This window comes from Niveibacterium sp. COAC-50, from assembly GCF_013184235.1.
Lineage (GTDB): Bacteria > Pseudomonadota > Gammaproteobacteria > Burkholderiales > Rhodocyclaceae > Niveibacterium > Niveibacterium microcysteis.
In genome coordinates, this window is the sequence record NZ_JABCJM010000003.1 from 393,271 (window position 1) to 410,093 (window position 16,823).

At 65.2% G+C, this 16,823-nt stretch carries 8 protein-coding genes; 3 read left to right on the plus strand and 5 right to left on the minus strand.

What is annotated here, in order from left to right; genetic code table 11:
• Positions 1 to 5: 5 nt before the first annotated feature.
• Positions 6 to 755 carry an SDR family NAD(P)-dependent oxidoreductase gene (locus HH302_RS14990; protein WP_172203156.1) on the minus strand — a complete coding sequence of 250 codons (750 nt, stop codon included), beginning with the start codon at positions 753 to 755 and terminating at the stop codon, positions 6 to 8.
• Positions 756 to 961: 206 nt separating this feature from the next.
• Here HH302_RS14990 and HH302_RS14995 point away from each other — a divergent pair, with 206 nt between their 5' ends.
• Both HH302_RS14995 and HH302_RS15000 read left to right on the plus strand, forming a co-directional pair.
• Complete coding sequence (locus tag HH302_RS14995; protein WP_172203036.1) at positions 962 to 5,665, plus strand: PAS domain S-box protein; 4,704 nt, start codon at positions 962 to 964, stop codon at positions 5,663 to 5,665.
• 13 nt (positions 5,666 to 5,678) lie between these two features.
• Entirely contained in the window at positions 5,679 to 6,869 is a 1,191-nt protein-coding gene (locus HH302_RS15000) for a two-component system response regulator (protein WP_172203037.1), read from the plus strand.
• On the opposite strand, the gene HH302_RS15005 is transcribed toward HH302_RS15000, so the two are convergent.
• Positions 6,832 to 10,332 (minus strand): PAS domain S-box protein, encoded by a 3,501-nt coding sequence (locus tag HH302_RS15005; RefSeq protein ID WP_172203038.1) that lies wholly within the window; start codon positions 10,330 to 10,332, stop codon positions 6,832 to 6,834. The genes HH302_RS15000 and HH302_RS15005 overlap by 38 nt on opposite strands.
• The gene (locus tag HH302_RS15010) at positions 10,329 to 11,450 is read right to left on the minus strand and encodes an ABC transporter substrate-binding protein (protein WP_172203039.1); all 1,122 of its coding nucleotides are present in this window, start codon (positions 11,448 to 11,450) and stop codon (positions 10,329 to 10,331) included. Before HH302_RS15010 ends, HH302_RS15005 begins: the two co-directional genes overlap by 4 nt.
• 182 nt (positions 11,451 to 11,632) lie before the next feature.
• Between HH302_RS15010 and HH302_RS15015 the strand changes: the two genes are divergently transcribed.
• Complete coding sequence (locus HH302_RS15015; protein WP_172203040.1) at positions 11,633 to 12,088, plus strand: universal stress protein; 456 nt, start codon at positions 11,633 to 11,635, stop codon at positions 12,086 to 12,088.
• Between the two features lie 135 nt (positions 12,089 to 12,223).
• Here HH302_RS15015 and HH302_RS15020 read toward each other — a convergent pair whose 3' ends face one another.
• Positions 12,224 to 13,654 carry an efflux transporter outer membrane subunit gene (locus tag HH302_RS15020; RefSeq protein WP_206256106.1) on the minus strand — a complete coding sequence of 477 codons (1,431 nt, stop codon included), beginning with the start codon at positions 13,652 to 13,654 and terminating at the stop codon, positions 12,224 to 12,226.
• Positions 13,647 to 16,808 carry an efflux RND transporter permease subunit gene (locus tag HH302_RS15025; protein ID WP_172203041.1) on the minus strand — a complete coding sequence of 1,054 codons (3,162 nt, stop codon included), beginning with the start codon at positions 16,806 to 16,808 and terminating at the stop codon, positions 13,647 to 13,649. The genes HH302_RS15020 and HH302_RS15025 overlap by 8 nt, the downstream gene beginning before the upstream one ends.
• Between the last annotated feature and the right edge of the window lie 15 nt (positions 16,809 to 16,823).

Sequence of the window (16,823 nt, forward strand, 5' to 3'; positions counted from 1 at the left end):
TCGCACTACTTCGGCGCGAGGCGGATCGCGCCGTCCAGCCGGATCACCTCGCCATTGAGATAGACGTTCTCGACGATATGCCGCGCCAGTGCGGCATATTCGTCGGGGCGCCCGAGGCGCGGCGGATACGGCACCGCGGCGCCGAGTGCATCCTGAACCTCCTGCGACATGCCCGCCATCATCGGCGTCTGCATGATGCCGGGCGCAATCGTGACCACCCGCACGCCGAAGCGCGCCAGCTCGCGCGCGATCGGCAAGGTCATCCCGGCAACCCCCGCTTTGGATGCGGTGTAGGCCGCCTGCCCGATCTGGCCATCAAAGGCCGCAACCGACGCGGTCATCACGATCACACCGCGCTCGCCATCGGCCAGCGGCTCGTTCTTCGACATGGCATCCGCTGCAAGACGCGCAAGATTGAAGCTGCCGATCAGGTTGACCTCGATCACCTTGCGGAACAGCGCCAGATCATGCGGGCCCTCACGCCCCACCACCCGCGCGGCCGGCGCAATGCCGGCGCAATGAACCGCGCCGCGTAGCGGCCCCAACTCGGCAGCCCGCGCCAACGCCGCCTGCATCGCATCGGCGTCGCACACATCGGCCTGCACGAACGCAGCGAGGCCTTCCGGCAGCGCCTCCGGTGCGCGCAAGTCGATCCCGACGACCTTGCCGCCCGCCGCTGCAAACGCTTGCGCGACCGCAGCCCCCAGACCGGAAACCGCGCCGGTCACGACGAATACATTGCCTGCCAACTGCATGAACATCCCCGTTCACCGATTGTCCAAGAGTTCCAGCGTAGCTCAGCTGGCCGCGACGAGCTGTCGTCGCGAGGAAAATGCGGAGCAACGCTCGCGGGTGCCGGCATCCCGCTATGCACGATCGCCACTCGGTGGAATACTGCCGCGCATTGCGGCCCGCACGGACACCTCCGGTTTCGGCCGCCGCGACGGAGGATGCGCAAACGATGACCACGCCTTCAGCCAAGCGCCTGCCGAGCCTGCGCCAGCGTCTAACGCGACAGATCGTGCTGCTGGTGCTGCTTTCGGTCACGTCCTTCGCGCTGCTGTTCTACTTCCTCCAGGCGCGGCCGATGCTGATCAACCTCGCATCGTCAGACGCGCAGCGCGCTGGCGCTCGGGTAGAAGAGCGGATCAGCGACGCGGTGGCATCGGTCGAACGCAACGTCCTGACGGCGGCGGGCTGGGGCCAGAGCCGCGTAATCAATGCCGCCGATCAATCGACCTTCAACCGGCTCAATGTGGAAGTCATCCTGCGCCGGCCGCTGATCGGATCGGTTCACATCGCGAGCGAGAACGGCGATGAAATCCTCCTGCTCAAGACACCAAGCGGTTGGAAGAACCGGGTATCGCGTATCGCGGAATGGGGCAACCGGCACCTCTGGATTGAATTTGGCCCGACCCTCGATCAGCTTTCGGAAGATTGGGAGCAGTCTGACTACGATCCGCGCAAGCGCCCCTGGTTCCAGAAAGCCATGGCGGCCAAGGACGACATGCAGGTGGTGTGGACCGCCCCCTACCGCTTCCGGACAACCGGCGAACCAGGCATCACGGCGTCGGCTCGCTGGCGCGACCCGGCAACCGGGATTCGTTATGTGTATGCGGTCGACGTCCTGCTGCAGGACTTCTCGCGCCTGACCAGCAGCATGACCGTTGGCACCAACGGCCGTGTGGCAGTGTTGATGGACGACGGCTCGATCATCGGCGCGCCGAACCACCCGGCCGCAAGCGACGACGCAGCGCTGCGTCAGGTTGCGCTTCAACCGATTGCGACCTCCCCGTTCACGGTCCTCGCCGGCGCGTTCAAGCATTGGAAGGAAAGCGGCGGCGGCGACGTGCAACTGAGCCGCTTCCGGCCACATGGCGTATCGGACGACTGGTTCGCCCGGATGATCCGAATCCACGCGGGCGACCAACGTTTTGTCGCGGTCACCGTGATGCCGGTGTCAGATTTCATCGGCAGCAGCCGGCGCCTGCTCGTCCCCGCACTGCTGATTCTGATCGGCTTGTGGGGGCTCGGGTTCGTTGTCGCGCGGCGCATGGCTGCCAACGTGAGCCAGCCACTCGCTGAGCTTTCCAGCGAGGCGGAACGCATCGGGCGCTTGGAACTGGCGGAACCCGTCGAAGTTGGCGCGAAGCTATCGGAAGTCGCGCAACTGGCGCAGGCGCAGGAGGCCATGCGCGGCCTGTTGCAGGCGGCCACCGGCGAGCTTGAAGAAGCAAACCGCACACTTGAAGCCAAGGTGACGCTGCGCACCGCTGAGCTCGCCGAACGCGAGGCCTACTTCCGTGCATTGGTGGAGAACGCCGGAACCGGCATCGCGAGCTGCGATGCCGGCGGCACGATCAAACGCTGCAACCCGGCCTTTGCAGAGGGGCTTGGGCTTCAGCGCGACAGGCTGCCGGGCACCAACATCGAAGCGCTGGTCCACGCGGACGATTTCCGTGACTTCGCGTCCCGCTACACCCGGCTGGTGCACGGCGAAACAGCGGTCTTCCGGGTCGTCACGCGCTTCGTCGCGGCTTCCGGTGAGACGCGCTGGGCCGAGCTGGTGGTATCGGCGATCCACGCGCCCGACGGCAGCTTCCTCGACGCCGTGCTGATGGCCAGCGACCTGACCGACCTGAAAGCCGCGCAAGAAAATGTTGAACGCCAGCTTGCGGTAACCCAGGCGCTGATGGATGCGATGCCCAACGCCGTGTTCTACAAGAACGCGGATACCCGCTTCATCGGCTGCAATCGCAACTACGAGCAGACCTTCGGGGTGAAGCGCGAGGCCTTTGTCGGCAAGCGGGTGCTTGAGCTTGACTACATTCCGGAAGCCGCGCGAGTCGAATACCAACGCGAGGACGAGGACATCATCGCCCGCATCGCGCATCAGGAACGCGAAACCTCGATGCAGTTCGCCGACGGGCGGGTACACGACGCGCTCTACTCGACAACCGGTTTTGCGGACGCCGATGGCAAACCGGCCGGCCTCGTCGGCGTCATCGTCGACATCACCCGCATGAAGCAGGCCGAGCGCGCGGTAGCCGAGAACGAAGCCCGGCTGCGCGCGATGCTGGAGGACAGTCCGGCCGGCGTCGGCATCGTGGCCGAGGGCGGCACAGTGCGCTTCTGCAACCGCAAGCTCGCAAGCCTGCTGGGGCTGGAATCGGATACCGCGGTGGGCCGCAGCTTCATCGATTTCTGGGCGCACCCCGAACAACGCCAGTTGCTGCTCGAACGGCTGCGGGACGGCAGCGAGATCCGCGACCAGGAAACGGAACTCCGGCGTACCGATGGCACGAGCTTCTGGGCCCTGATCAGTTCGCGCTTCATCGAGCACGAGGGCGAACGTTGCCTGCTGTCCTGGTTCTACGACGTGACCGAGCGGCGCGCTGCGCTGGAGGCTCAGCGGCGCGCACGCGAGATCGCCGAAGAGGCGACGCAGATGAAGTCCGACTTCCTCGCGAACATGAGCCACGAGATCCGCACGCCGATGAACGCGATCATCGGCATGTCGCATCTGGCGATGAAGACCGAACTCACGCCGCGGCAGCGCGACTACATCAGCAAGATCCAGCAGTCCGGCCAACACCTGCTCGGCGTGATCAACGACATCCTCGATTTCTCGAAGATCGAAGCCGGCAAACTCGGTATCGAGTCGACCAATTTCGAGCTTGAGAAGGTGCTCGACAATGTCGCGAACCTGATCGCCGAGAAGGCCACCGCCAAAGGTCTGGAGCTGGTTTTCGATGTCGACAAGACGGTGCCCGAAACCCTGCGCGGCGACCCATTGCGGGTCAGCCAGATCCTGATCAACTACGCCAACAACGCCGTCAAATTCACCGAGACGGGTGAGATCGACGTCGTCGTGCGGGTGCTCGAGAACACGGAGGACGACGTGCTGCTGCGCTTCGCCGTGCGCGACACCGGCATCGGCCTGAGCGAAGAGCAGCGCGCGCGCCTATTCCAGTCCTTCCAGCAGGCGGACACCTCCACCACCCGGAAGTACGGTGGCACCGGACTCGGGCTGGCGATCAGCAAGCGGCTGGCGGAGCTGATGGGTGGCGGCGTCGGCTGCGACAGCGAACCGGGCAAAGGCAGCACCTTCTGGTTCACTGCCCGTTTCCTGAAGGGCGAGGCACAGACGCGCAAGCTCGTGCCGACGCCCGATCTGCGCAACCGCGCAGTGCTGGTTGTCGACGACAACGCCAACGCCCGCGCGGTGCTGTCGGATCTGCTCGAGTCGATGACCTTCCGCGTTGCGCAGGCACCCAGTGGCTTTGAGGCGCTGGACGAGATCAAGGCGGCCGACGAGCGCGGCGACGCGTTCGAGATCGTATTCCTCGACTGGCGCATGCCCGGCATGGATGGCATCGAGACGGCGCGAAAGATACGCGCGATGCCCCTGAACACGACGCCGCATCTGGTCATGGTGACCGCGTATGGCCGCGAGGAAGTGATGCGCGGCGCGGAAGACGCCGGCCTCGACGAGATCCTGATAAAGCCGGTGAACGCCTCGACGCTGTTCGACACCGCGATCCGTACGCTGGGAAGCCACGCCGACGGACTCGGCGACACGAGCTTTGTCCGCGCTCCGGACGAGTTGGTGGTTCAACTCGAAAGCCGCCGTGGCGCCCGCATCCTGCTGGTTGAGGACAATGACCTGAACCAACAAGTCGCGAGCGAACTCCTGCGCGACGCCGGCTTCATCGTTGATATCGCGGACGATGGCGCGATCGCGATCGATTGTCTCGCCCGCGCGCCCTACGATCTGGTTTTGATGGACATGCAGATGCCGGTGATGGACGGCGTCACCGCCACACGGCGCATCCGCGGCGACTCGCAGTTTGCCGCCATGCCGATCGTGGCCATGACCGCCAACGCGATGCAGGCGGACCGCGAGCGCTGTATCGAGGCGGGCATGAACGACCACATCGCAAAACCGATCGAGCCAGACGCGCTGTGGGCGACCCTGATCAAGTGGATATCGCCGCGTGACCAGAGTGCCGCGACCGCGAAGCCGACCGACACGCGAGCGCCTGCAGCCGAAGCGGAATCCCTACCGCTGCCACTGATTGACGGCCTGGACTGCGAAGCCGGCCTGCGCCGCACGCTGGGCAAGCGTGCGCTGTACTTCAACATGCTGCGCAAGTTCATCAAGGGCCAGGCGAACAGTTGCGACGACGTGCGCGCAGCGCTCGCCGCCGGGGATCTGGCCACTGCCGAGCGCATCGCGCACACCACCAAGGGCGTGGCGGGAAACATCGGCGCAACCGCCATTCAGGAACTCGCTGCCGGGCTGGAAGCAGCAATCCACACGCACGCCGGCGACGAAGCGATCAACGCCGCGCTCGAACGCCTGCGGCACCCGCTCACGAGCCTGGTCGAGCAGCTCCAGGCCGCACTGCCCGCAGAAGCGTCAGCGACGGCGCAGACGGTCGACACCGAGCAGTTGGGTGCAGTGCTGCGGGAGCTTGCCGCGCTGCTGGCCGACGACGATTCTGAAGCCTGCGACCTGTTCGAGAAGCACTCCGATCTACTGCTCGCCGCGTTCGGCGAAGCAGGTCAAACCCTGGCCGCCCAGATTCGCGGCTTTGACTTTGAAGCTGCCCTCAGCGCGCTGCAGATTGCAGCGGCGCATGCCGGCGTGAGCCTGGACTGAAGCGAGGAACGACATGGACAACACGCTCGACGGGGCAAAGCGCCCCACCCTGCTGGTGGTAGACGACACGCCGGACAACCTCTCGCTGATGAGCGAACTGCTCAAGGACCGCTACAAGGTCAAGATCGCCAACAACGGCGAGAAGGCGTTGAAGATCGCCGAGTCCACCTCACCGCCCGACCTGATCCTGCTCGACATCATGATGCCGGGCATGGACGGCTACGAGGTTTGCCAGCGGCTCAAGGAGCAACCGGCCACGCGCGATATCCCGGTGATCTTTCTCACCGCCAAGACCGATCCCGAAGACGAGAAGAAGGGCCTCGATCTGGGCGCCGTCGACTACATCACCAAACCGATCAGCCCGCCGATCGTGCTGGCACGGGTGCACACGCATCTGGTGGTGAAGGCCAGCGCCGACTTCCTTCGCGACAAGAATGCCTTCCTCGAAGCCGAGGTTCAGCGGCGCACCCGCGAAGTGCAGGCGATCCAGGACGTTACGATCCTTGCGATGGCTTCGCTGGCGGAAACGCGCGACAACGAAACCGGCAACCATATTCGTCGCACGCAGTTCTACGTCGACGCCTTGGCGCGCGAACTGCAATGTCACCCGCGCTTCGCCGCCGAGCTTGACGACCGTACGATCGACGCGCTGTTCAAGTCCGCACCGCTGCACGACATCGGCAAGGTTGGCATCCCGGACCGCATCCTGCTCAAGCCGGGCCGCTTCGAGCCGGATGAGTTCGAGATCATGAAGACGCACACAACGCTCGGGCGCGACGCGATCCTGCATGCGGAACGGCAGCTCGGCATGGAAGTGCCCTTCCTCAAGCACGCCAAGGACATCGCGTACTCACACCAGGAAAAGTGGGACGGCAGTGGCTACCCGGAGGGGTTGAGCGGCGATGCGATTCCGCTTTCCGCGCGGCTGATGGCGGTGGCGGACGTGTATGACGCACTGATCTCGCGGCGCGTCTACAAGGCGGCGATGCCGCACGAGAAAGCGGTTGCCATCATCCAGGATGGCCGTGGCAGCCACTTCGACCCGGATATCGTGGACGCCTTCCTCGCAATCCAGGATCGCTTCCGCGAGATTGCGGCGCGCTTCGTCGACACGGATCACGACATGGCACAGAAGACCGAACAGCTGGCCCGCGCGGTTGGCACCATCATTGAGGTGGCGCCACCTTCGGCACCACCAGCGTAACGGTCGTTCCCTGCCCTTCGGCACTCTGCAACTCGACGGTACCGCCCAGCAAACCGGTGACAATGGTGTGCACGATGTGCATGCCCAGCCCGCTTCCGCCACGCCCGAGTTTGGTCGTGAAGAAGGGGTCGAACACGCGGCGCTGCATCGCCTCGCTCATGCCGATGCCATCGTCGCGAACGGAGATCCGGATCTGGTGCTCGCCATCGGCCCGCGCCTCGATCCGCACTCGGCCCTCGGTGCGCCCGTCGAAGCCGTGAACGATCGCGTTGTTTACAAGGTTTGTCAGCACCTGCCCGAGTGGCCCCGGGAAGCTGTCCATCGACAAGTCCGACTCGATCGTTGTTTCCACCTCGTAGGGCTTGAGCTTCAGGGTCGGCCGCAGCATCAGGAGCGTCTCGTCCATCACTTCGGCTACACGGAAACTGCGCCGGTTCGAACTCGCGCGATCGACCGCCACCTGCTTGAAGCTGGCCACCAGCTCGGCGGCGCGCGACAGGTTGCGCAGCAGGATGTCGCTCGCCTGCTCGGCCGTCACGAGATACTCGTGAAGGGTCGAACGCCGCAGGCCCTCGCGCGCCTCGCGCACCAGCTCGCTGGTGGCTTCGCTCAGGGTCGAGGTGACCGTCAGGCAGTTGCCGATCGGCGTGTTGAGCTCATGCGCCACGCCGGCAACAATACTGCCAAGGGCTGCCATCTTCTCGGACTGCACCAGTTCGTCCTTGGCCTGTTCAAGGTGGCTCAGCGCCTCGGATAGATCCCGGTTGGCCCGCGTCAGCTGTGCAGTGCGCTCGCTCACCCGCTGCTCAAGGGTGGCATTGATCTGCCTGACCGCCTGTTCATTGCGACGGCTCGCGGTGACATCGATCAGCGACAGGATCACCAGTGTGCGTTCGCCGTCGCGCATCACGCGCGCCGACACGGTGCAGAGGATCTCGCTGCCATCCCGCCGTCGCATCCAGGCTTCGCGATCAGCGCTCTCGCCACGCTGAACCAGATCCTCCAGCAAGGCTTCGCGTTCGGACTCATTCACCCAGAGGTTCAGTTCCAGGCCAGTGTGGCCAACGACCTCCTCGACCGAATAGCCGAACTGGTGGCACCACACGTCGTTGCAGTCGAGCAGTTTGTGCCCCGGCATTGCGCTGACCGACAACGCCACCGGCGAGGCATGGAACAACTGGCTGAACAATTGCTGGCTGCGGCGGAGGTCGTCCTCGGCACGCAAGCGTGCGAACTCCTGACCGATACGCTCGGCCACCATGCGGATCAGCGAGCGCGAGGTCTCCGGATACTCCAGCGCGCGCGGCACGGCCACCAGCAAGGCGTCTGCCCCGCGGGCTTCCGAGGACACCGGGGCGACGATCAGGTGGTAGGCGCGCACACCCAGCAAGGGCGCAAGCGATGCCGCATCGGCCGCGGTCGGCATCCATTCCGCAAAACTCCCGCCCCGCACCGCCACGGCAACCGCGGGCGAGTGAATGCGGCCGAGCAGTTCCTCGCCATCCACGCTGAGCAATCCGGAAAGCTCGACCGCATCGTCGGACACCGCGCACGCTAGCGCCGCAACGGCCCCGGAACCCACCCCTTCGACCGCCGCGTCGAGCAGACTGCGCAGGGAACTGCCCCCAGCCACCGCGGCCAGGCCCGCCAAGGCACGCTGCGCACGGCGCACTTCGGTTTCGTCACGCATCACGGCGACCATGCACGACTCACCGCCGATGTTCACCTCGCGTGCGCTGACAACGCCCTCGAACACTTCGCCATCGGCACGGCGCATCTCGACCGGAAACCGATCCACCCTGCCGCACGCCGATACCCGCTTGCCGATCTCGTCCCGTTGCTCCGGCCGCACAAAGATGCCCAGCTCAACCGACGTCCGCCCGATGGCGCTGCCGCGCGGAATGCCGGTAATCCGCTCGAAGGCCTCGTTGGCATCGTAGATCGTGCCATCAGACACCCGCGACAAGGTCACGTAGTCCGGCACCGCAAGGAACGCCGCCGAAAAGCGCAGTTCGGAATCACGCAGTGCGCGCTCGGCGGCCACACGTTCGGTCACATCGTGGAAGCACAGCGCCACCACGCCCGCGTGGTGGCGGAAGATCACGAGATCCAGTACCCGCTCGCAACCCGCAGCGCTGTACTCATAGCCCCGCAGCGCGACGTTGCCGCCCTCCTGCACCACACGCTGGCAGGCGTGATCGACAACCGTGTTGTCGAACCCGGGATAAGCGCCCTGCAGCGAATGGCCCAATGTCGCATCAACATCGGTCTGCAGCACCCTGCCGACCAGCGGATTGGCGCCAAGCACAACCAGCCTGCCAGCCGGCTCGACCCGCACCTCGATGACGCCCATCGGCGCGCCTTCCAGCAAGGTGCGCAGTCGCTCTGCGCCGGCGCGCACTTCGCCCTCGCGGCTGCGGAGCCGCTCGAAGATCGTGTCGAGCGAATCGCCGATCTGCGCGAACTCGCTCACCCTCGTCGGCGGCAGTGCGCCAGGCTGCCGGCCGTCAGCAATCGCGCGTCCGCGCGCCGCCACCAGGTTCAGGCGCCCGGCAACGCGGCCCGCCGTGCGGTTGCCCACGTAAAGCAGCAGGCCTGCGGCGAGCAGCATGCCGATCAGCGTGATACCCGCCGCCGCATAAAGTGGCCCCAGCACTTCATCGGTCGGTTGCCCGATCAGCGCCGCCCAACCCAAGGCCGGAATCGGCACAGCGCTACCCAGGTAGTCGCGCCCATCAAGGGTGAAACGCCCGGTGGCAGACTCGCCACGCAAACCCTTTCGCACCAGCTCGATGTCGCTCAGGTTGACCTGCTCGCGCGCCTTGGCGCTATCCGGGTGCGCAATCACCCGGCCGGCCCGGTCCACCAACACCGCGAGTACGTTGCCGCCCTGCCGCAAAGCCGCAACGCTTTGCGACAAGCGGTCAACATCCACCTCCGCCACCAGTACCTGACCGTCAACCGGTACCGCCAACGCCACCGAGATCTGCCCGCCGACGGGCGAGAGGTAGGTCTCTGACCACACCGGGCGGTTGTCCCGCAAGGCTTTCCGGACGTAGGGCTGGCTACCGAGTGAGAGCCCGATGAAGTTGTCGCGATAGGCCTGCCATCGCTCCGGCAGGCCAACACTCGCGACACGGCCCTCGAAGTCGATCAGCATCAGCGCACCGGTCTGGCCGCGCGCTGCCGCCAGCGCATCGAACATGGAGGTGATCTGGCTAAGCGGCAAACCCTTGCGCAACATCGCCGCACCGGTATCCAGCCCCTGGCTCGGCGCGGCAAGGAAGCTCATCACCTGCTCGGTAATCGCATTGGCGAGCACCTGATCGCGCGCCCGCAGCGTGCGTTCAAACGACGGCAGCAGGTAACCCAGCAGCGCGACGATCACCAGCACCAAGGGCAACAAACCCGCCGCCGCAAACTGCCAGGAAAGGATGCGCCTGAGCGAAATACGGCGGCTCATGGCGGCAGCACCACTTCGTAGCGCCCGTTACGAATTGCGGTGATGTAGATCGTGCGTTTCGCGTCGCCGAAACGGTCGATCGCCATCGGCCCCTGCGACAACTCGAAGTGCCCCATGCGTAGCAGCGTTTGCTTGAGATCTTCCTGCGGGCGCTGCTCCATCAGCCCGGCGATCACCATCTTCGCCGCGTCGTAGCCACACACGGCCGCAAAGCCGGGTTCGTCCGAGAAGCGCTCCCGATAGCGCTGTTTGAACGCGATGAAGGCAGCGCGATTGCTGTAGCGATCGTAGTACTGCGACACCAGCATGCCCTCGACCGCGCTGCCGCCCATGTCGATCAGCTTTTCGGTGCCGCCCCACTCTGCAGAAGCCAGTTGCACCGTGGGGCTACGCTTGCGCACCTGCTGCGCAATCAGGGCCGTATCCACGCCGTTGGCGACGATCACCACGACGTCTGGCGACTTGGCCAACAAGCCTTCCGCCAGGGTGCTGAAATGCAGATCCGGCCGCGAGGTATAGGTCAATGCGCTGACGGCTTTGCCGCCGCCCGCTTCAAACGGTGCCACGAAAGCCTTGTACCAGCTCTCGGAATAGGCGCGGTTGTTGAGGTCATAAACCACCGCCGCACGCCGGAACCCACGCGAAAGGTAGTAGCTGGCGTTGCGCGCGGCATTGAATCGGGTGGCAGCGACAACGCGGAAAAAGTAATCATCGCGGCCGCTCAGCTCGTCTGCGGTCGACGTCGGGCTCACCATCACGACATGCTGCTGCGTCACGGTTTCGACCGTCGCAACCGACATGGCGCTGGTCGTATGCCCCACGATCGCGGCCACCTTCAAGCCAATCAGCTCTTCGACGGCACGGCGGGCGTGTACGGGATCCTGTTCGTCATTGCGATCGACCAGCTCAACGCGGCGGCCATGGATGCCGCCCTGCGCATTGACCTCTTCGACCGCGATCGTCGCGCCGTTGCGACCGTCGATGCCCAGATCGGCGACACGGCCGGAATACCCGCCGACGAAGCCCAGCTTCACCGGTTCCGGCGCGCTGCAGGATGCGACGCCGAGCAGAACGCCGAGTAACGCGACTCGCCACACCCGCCCGGTTATCGCTCGCATCGGCCTCCCCTTCTTACGGCATCCGGCTTTATCTACGGCCGCCGGCGCCCGGACTTGAAGCCGGCTGGGGCCGTTTGCGCCAAAACAAAGCCCTCATGGCGTTATCGGTTCAGCATGCGAGCCATGAACGCGGCGTGCACCCGATCGTGTCGCCGCGCCCAAGCCAGCCCGGAGAAGACACCATGTTCCACAAGATTCTGGTCGCCATCGACGGCAGCGAAGCATCAGCCAAAACGCTCGATGTCGCAGCCGGACTCGCAGTCGCCAATGAAGCACTGCTTATCGTTGCCCACGCCCTCGACGAAGGGCAAATGCCGATCCGCCAGAGCAGCGACCCTTTGCTGCTCTCGCGCACCGATGTCAAACGCGTATGGAAGGCGGAAGGCGAAGCGGTGCTCGCCGAGGCCCGCGCCAAGCTCGATCGGCCCGGCCTGAGAATTGAAACCGTACTGCTCGAATCGGATAACGAACGGGCCGACGATCAGATCGCCCACGCCGTCACCGCCAACGGCGTCGACCTCGTGGTGATCGGCTCCCACGGCAGACGCGGGTTCCAGCGCCTGGTGCTGGGCTCGGTCGCCGAGCGCGTTGCGCGCAAGGTGGATTGTTCGGTGTTCGTGGTTAGGGCGCCCAGCTAACGCCGGATCAAACGACAGCCGCCGCCAGCGGCGATTGCGTGCCCGTCCGCGCCGCGTAAGCAAAAACGCGGCGCGCGTAGCCGGCCAGGCCTCTTCAACAAGGCTCGGCCGGTTCCGCGCGCCGCGCGTCCCGCTTTAGCTGCCCGGCTGTTCGCTCCAGCCGCCGCCAAGCGACTGATAGACGTCGACCAGCGAGGTCAGCCGGTCGCGCCGTGCCGTCACGAGCTGGCGCTCGGATTCCAGCCGTTCGCGCTCCGCATCCAGCAGATCAAGCCGGCTGGTCTGCCCTGCCCCGAAGGTCTTCGCCGCCAGCTCATAGACGCGGGTACGACTGTCGCGCAGGGTTTCGGTCGCCTGCAAGGCTTCACGTGCCCCACGTGCGGACGACAACGCCGACAAGGCATCGGCATAGGCCTGGCGCGCTGCCTGGCGGTAGGTAAGCTCCGCCTGATCACGCTGAGCCTTGGCCTGATCCACATCGGCCGACACGCGTGCAAGCCCCACCAGCGGCTGCGCAATCGCGCCGGCCACGTTCCAGCTGCGCGCCGCGCCCGACAGCAGATCCGACAGCGAGCCGCTTTCGCCACCAAAGAAGCCAGTCAGGCTGATTGACGGGAACCAGCGCGCCCGCGCTGCTTCGACGTTGGCGCTGGACGCAGCGAGCTGCGCTTCCGCCGCACGCACATCCGGGCGACGCTGCAGCAGTTCCGCATGCAGCCCAGCCGGAATCTCCGGCGCGCGAGCCAGCACATCCACCGGACTGCCGCGCTCCGGCAAGCGCTCCGCGAGTTCGCGGGGGCTGCGGCCGAGCAAGAGCGAGAGCGCCACTTCAGCCTGCTCCCGTGCAGCACGGATCTTCGGCAGTGCCGCGGCCACACTGGCACGTTCGGCCTCCACCAGCGCGTAAGCGTAAGCGCCGATCACACCGGCATCGAAGCGGCGTTTCTGCAACGCGAGCAACTCATCGCGGGTTTTCAGGGTACCGGCGTAGAGCGTCTCGTCGGCATCCAGCGCGCGCAGCGTGAAGTAGGCGCGTGCAGTCTGCGCTGCAATCGCGCTGCGGGTCACTTCCTGGCCGTACTGGCTGGCGGCCAGGTTCTGCGCTGCCACTTCGCGTTCGGCAGCAAGGCGGCCGAACAGGTCGATCTCGTACGCCACCGTGAAGCCGCCAGTGAAGGTGTTGGCAAACTTCGGCTGGCCCGGCTGGCGCGTGTCGTCCGCACTGCGCACCCGTGCGCCGGTGACACCTACATCCACCGTCGGCAGCAGGTTCGTACGCGCCGCGGCCAGCGCACCGCGCGACTGGCGCACGCGGGCGGCGGCCAGTTCGACGTCGCTGTTGTGCGCGAGCGCTTCCGCGACATAGGCGTCCAGCACCGGGTCGCCGAAGCTGTGCCACCACTCGGTGATCGCGGCGGGTGCGGTTTGCTCGGCCGCCTTGGGCAGTTCCATTTGCGGCGGTGCCTTCGGCGTACCGGCGCAGGCGGCCAGCACCAGGGCGGCACCCAGCGTCAGCGCAAAGCGGCCACGGCGCATTGCGTCAGCGTTGTTGTTTCGTTCAGTCATGGCTCTTCCCTTCCTGCTCCAGTTCGGCGAGCGGGTGATGCGGGGGTGCTATCAGTTCATCGTCCGGCGTCTTCAGGCGGCGGTCGATCACGAGTTTGTAGAACAGCGGCACGAAGAACACCGCGAGGAAGGTGGCCGCGAGCATGCCGCCCATCACCCCGGTGCCCACGCTCTGCCGCGCCCCGGCGCCTGCGCCATGCGAGATTGCCAACGGCAGCACACCGAGAATGAAGGCCAGCGAGGTCATGATGATCGGGCGGAAGCGCAGGCGTGCCGCTTCGATCGCTGCCGCGGCGGGCGGGAAGCCCTCCTGGTTCTTCAGCAAGGCGTACTCGACGATCAGGATCGCGTTCTTGGCCGCAAGCCCCAGCAGCGTCACGAGACCGATCTGGAAGTACACATCATTCGTGAAGCCGCGCAGCCACACCGCAGCCAGCGCGCCGAAGGTGCCGAACGGCAGCGCCAGCAGCACCGACAGCGGCAGCGACCATTTCTCGTACAGAGCAGACAGGATCAGGAAAACCATCACCACCGCCATGCCCAGCGCAAGACCGGAGGTGCCCGAAGACCGCTTCTCCTGGTAGGACGAGCCCGTCCAGTCGTAGCTGAACTCCGGCGGCAGCACTTCCTTCGCGATCCGCTCCACTTCGGCGATGGCCTGGCCCGAGCTGTAGCCCGGTGCGGCATTGCCCAGCAGCTTCACGGCCGGCAGGTTGTTGTAGCGCTCCAGCAGATCGGGGCCCGCGGTGTAGTCGACATGGGCGAAGGCAGACAGCGGCACCATCCCGCCCTTGCTGCTCTTCACGTAGATGCGCCCGATGTCGTCCGGCCGCTTGCGATAGCTCGAATCGGCCGACATCAGCACCTGCCAGGCACGTCCCGACTTGTTGAAGTCATTGACGTAGTAGGTGCCCATGGACGCTGCGAGCGTGTTGAACGCATCGTCGATATTCACCCCCAGCGCCTTGGCCTTGTTGCGATCCACGTCCACGTACAGCTGCGGCGAGTTGGCGCGCCACAGCGTCTGCACGCCAGCGAGCACCTTGCTCTGCGAAGCCGCGGCCTGGAACGCGCCAACAACCTCGGCCATCTTCTTCGAGCCACCGTCACCACGGTTCTGGATGTAGAACTCGAAGCCACCGGTGCTGCCCAAGCCAAAGATCGCCGGCGGCGGGAAGGCCAGCACCAGCGCCTCCTTGATGCCCGCGGTCTTGGCATACAGCTCGCCGACCAGGGCGGTCACCGGCACGTTGCGCTCGTCCCAATGCTTCTGGGTGACGAAGAGCGTCGCGGCACTGTTCTTGTAACCGCCACCGATGAAGTCGAAACCCGTGAAGGCCACGACGTCCTGGTTGGCAGGGTTGGATTTCACCGCGTCGATGACCTGCTTGACGACCTTGTCGGTGCGCTCAAGCGAGGCGCCGTCCGGCAGGAACACCGCCGAGATGTAGAAGCCCTGGTCCTCGTCCGGCACCAGCGAGCCCGGCGTGAACTTCCACAGCCCCGCCGTCACCGCAACCATGCCGAGGAACAGCGCCGCACCGATGCCCGAGCGACGGATCACCCAGGTCACGCCGCCGATGTAGCGGCCGGTGGCACGGTGGAACCAGTCGTTGAAGCGCAGGAAGAACGGGTTGGTCTGTTTGTGCTCGTGCTTGAGAATCAACACGCACAGTGCTGGCGTCATCGTCAGCGCGATGATGCCCGACAGCGTGACCGAGATCGAAATCGTGATCGCGAACTGACGGAACAACTCGCCAGTCAGGCCACCCAGGAAGGCAATCGGCACGAACACCGAACACAACACCAGCACGATCGCGATGACCGGGCCAGTCACTTCCTTCATCGCCTGGATCGCCGCCTCGCGGGCGTGCAGCCCTTCCTCGTGCATGATCCGTTCGACGTTTTCGAGCACCACGATCGCATCATCGACGACGATACCGATCGACAGCACCATGCCGAACAGCGTCAGCGTGTTGATCGAATAGCCGAGCAGATGCAGGCCGGCGAAGGTGCCGATCAGCGATACCGGCACCGCCAGCGTCGGGATCAGCGTCGCACGCCAGTTCTGCAGGAACAGGAAGACGACAAGGAACACCAGCACCATTGCTTCGCCAAGCGTCTTGAGCACTTCGCGGATCGAGACTTCGACGAAGCGCGTGGTGTCGTAAGGAACGCTGTAGGTAAAGCCTTGCGGGAAGCGCTCCGACATGCCGGACACGGTCTTCTTCACCTCCGCCGCCACATCCAGTGCATTGGCACCAGGCTGCAGGAAGATGCCGACGAGGGTTGCCGGATGGCCGTTGATGCGGCCGATGAAGTCGTAGTCCTTCGAGCCCAGTTCGACGCGTGCGACATCCTTCAGACGCAGCGAGGAGCCGTCCGGATTGGCACGCACGATGATGTTTTCGAACTCTTCGACGCTCGACAGCCGGCCCTTGGTGGTCACGGTGTAGACCATTTCCTGCCCGCCACCGGTCGGCGCCTGACCCACCTTGCCGGCCGCGAACTGCGCGTTCTGCTCGTTCAAGGCCGCAGCGATGTCGGACACCGTCACCTTTAGCTGCGTCATGCGATCCGGGCGGATCCACACGCGCATCGCGTAATCCTTCGCGCCGAAGATCTGCACGTTGGTCGTACCCGGGATGCGCTTCAACGCATCGAGCACGTTCAGGGTGACGTAGTTGGAGGTGTAGAGATCGTCGTAACGGCCATCCGGCGAGTAGAACGCGAGCACCTGCAGGAAGGACGAAGAGCCCTTCTCCACCGTCACGCCCTGGCGCCGTACTTCCAGCGGCAGCTTGGCTTCAACCTGCTTGACGCGGTTATTGACGTTGAGCGCCGCCTGATCGACGTTGGTGCCGATCTCGAAGGTCACTGCAATCGTCATCACGCCGCTGGAGGTCGAGGTCGACTGCATGTACATCATGCCTTCGACGCCGTTGATGGCGTTTTCCAGCGTCGCAGCGACGGTCTGCTCAAGCACGTTGGCCGAGGCGCCGGGGTAAACCGCAGTCACCTGCACTACAGGTGGTGCGATCTCGGGGTATTGCGCAATCGGCAGACTGCGCATGGCCGCCAGGCCCGCCAACACCATGAAGATGGAGATGACGAAGGCGAAGATCGGCCTATCTATGAAGAATCGGGAGAACATGGCTGCTTGCCTCCG

What these genes read in the sequence shown, in the direction of transcription:
- HH302_RS15025 (WP_172203041.1), bottom strand. Translation starts at nt 16,808, where the DNA reads ATGTTCTCCCGATTCTTCATAGATAGGCCGATCTTCGCCTTCGTCATC.
- HH302_RS14990 (WP_172203156.1), bottom strand. Translation starts at nt 755, where the DNA reads ATGCAGTTGGCAGGCAATGTATTCGTCGTGACCGGCGCGGTTTCCGGT.
- HH302_RS14995 (WP_172203036.1), top strand. Translation starts at nt 962, where the DNA reads ATGACCACGCCTTCAGCCAAGCGCCTGCCGAGCCTGCGCCAGCGTCTA.
- HH302_RS15020 (WP_206256106.1), bottom strand. Translation starts at nt 13,654, where the DNA reads ATGACTGAACGAAACAACAACGCTGACGCAATGCGCCGTGGCCGCTTT.
- HH302_RS15005 (WP_172203038.1), bottom strand. Translation starts at nt 10,332, where the DNA reads ATGAGCCGCCGTATTTCGCTCAGGCGCATCCTTTCCTGGCAGTTTGCG.
- HH302_RS15000 (WP_172203037.1), top strand. Translation starts at nt 5,679, where the DNA reads ATGGACAACACGCTCGACGGGGCAAAGCGCCCCACCCTGCTGGTGGTA.
- HH302_RS15010 (WP_172203039.1), bottom strand. Translation starts at nt 11,450, where the DNA reads ATGCGAGCGATAACCGGGCGGGTGTGGCGAGTCGCGTTACTCGGCGTT.
- HH302_RS15015 (WP_172203040.1), top strand. Translation starts at nt 11,633, where the DNA reads ATGTTCCACAAGATTCTGGTCGCCATCGACGGCAGCGAAGCATCAGCC.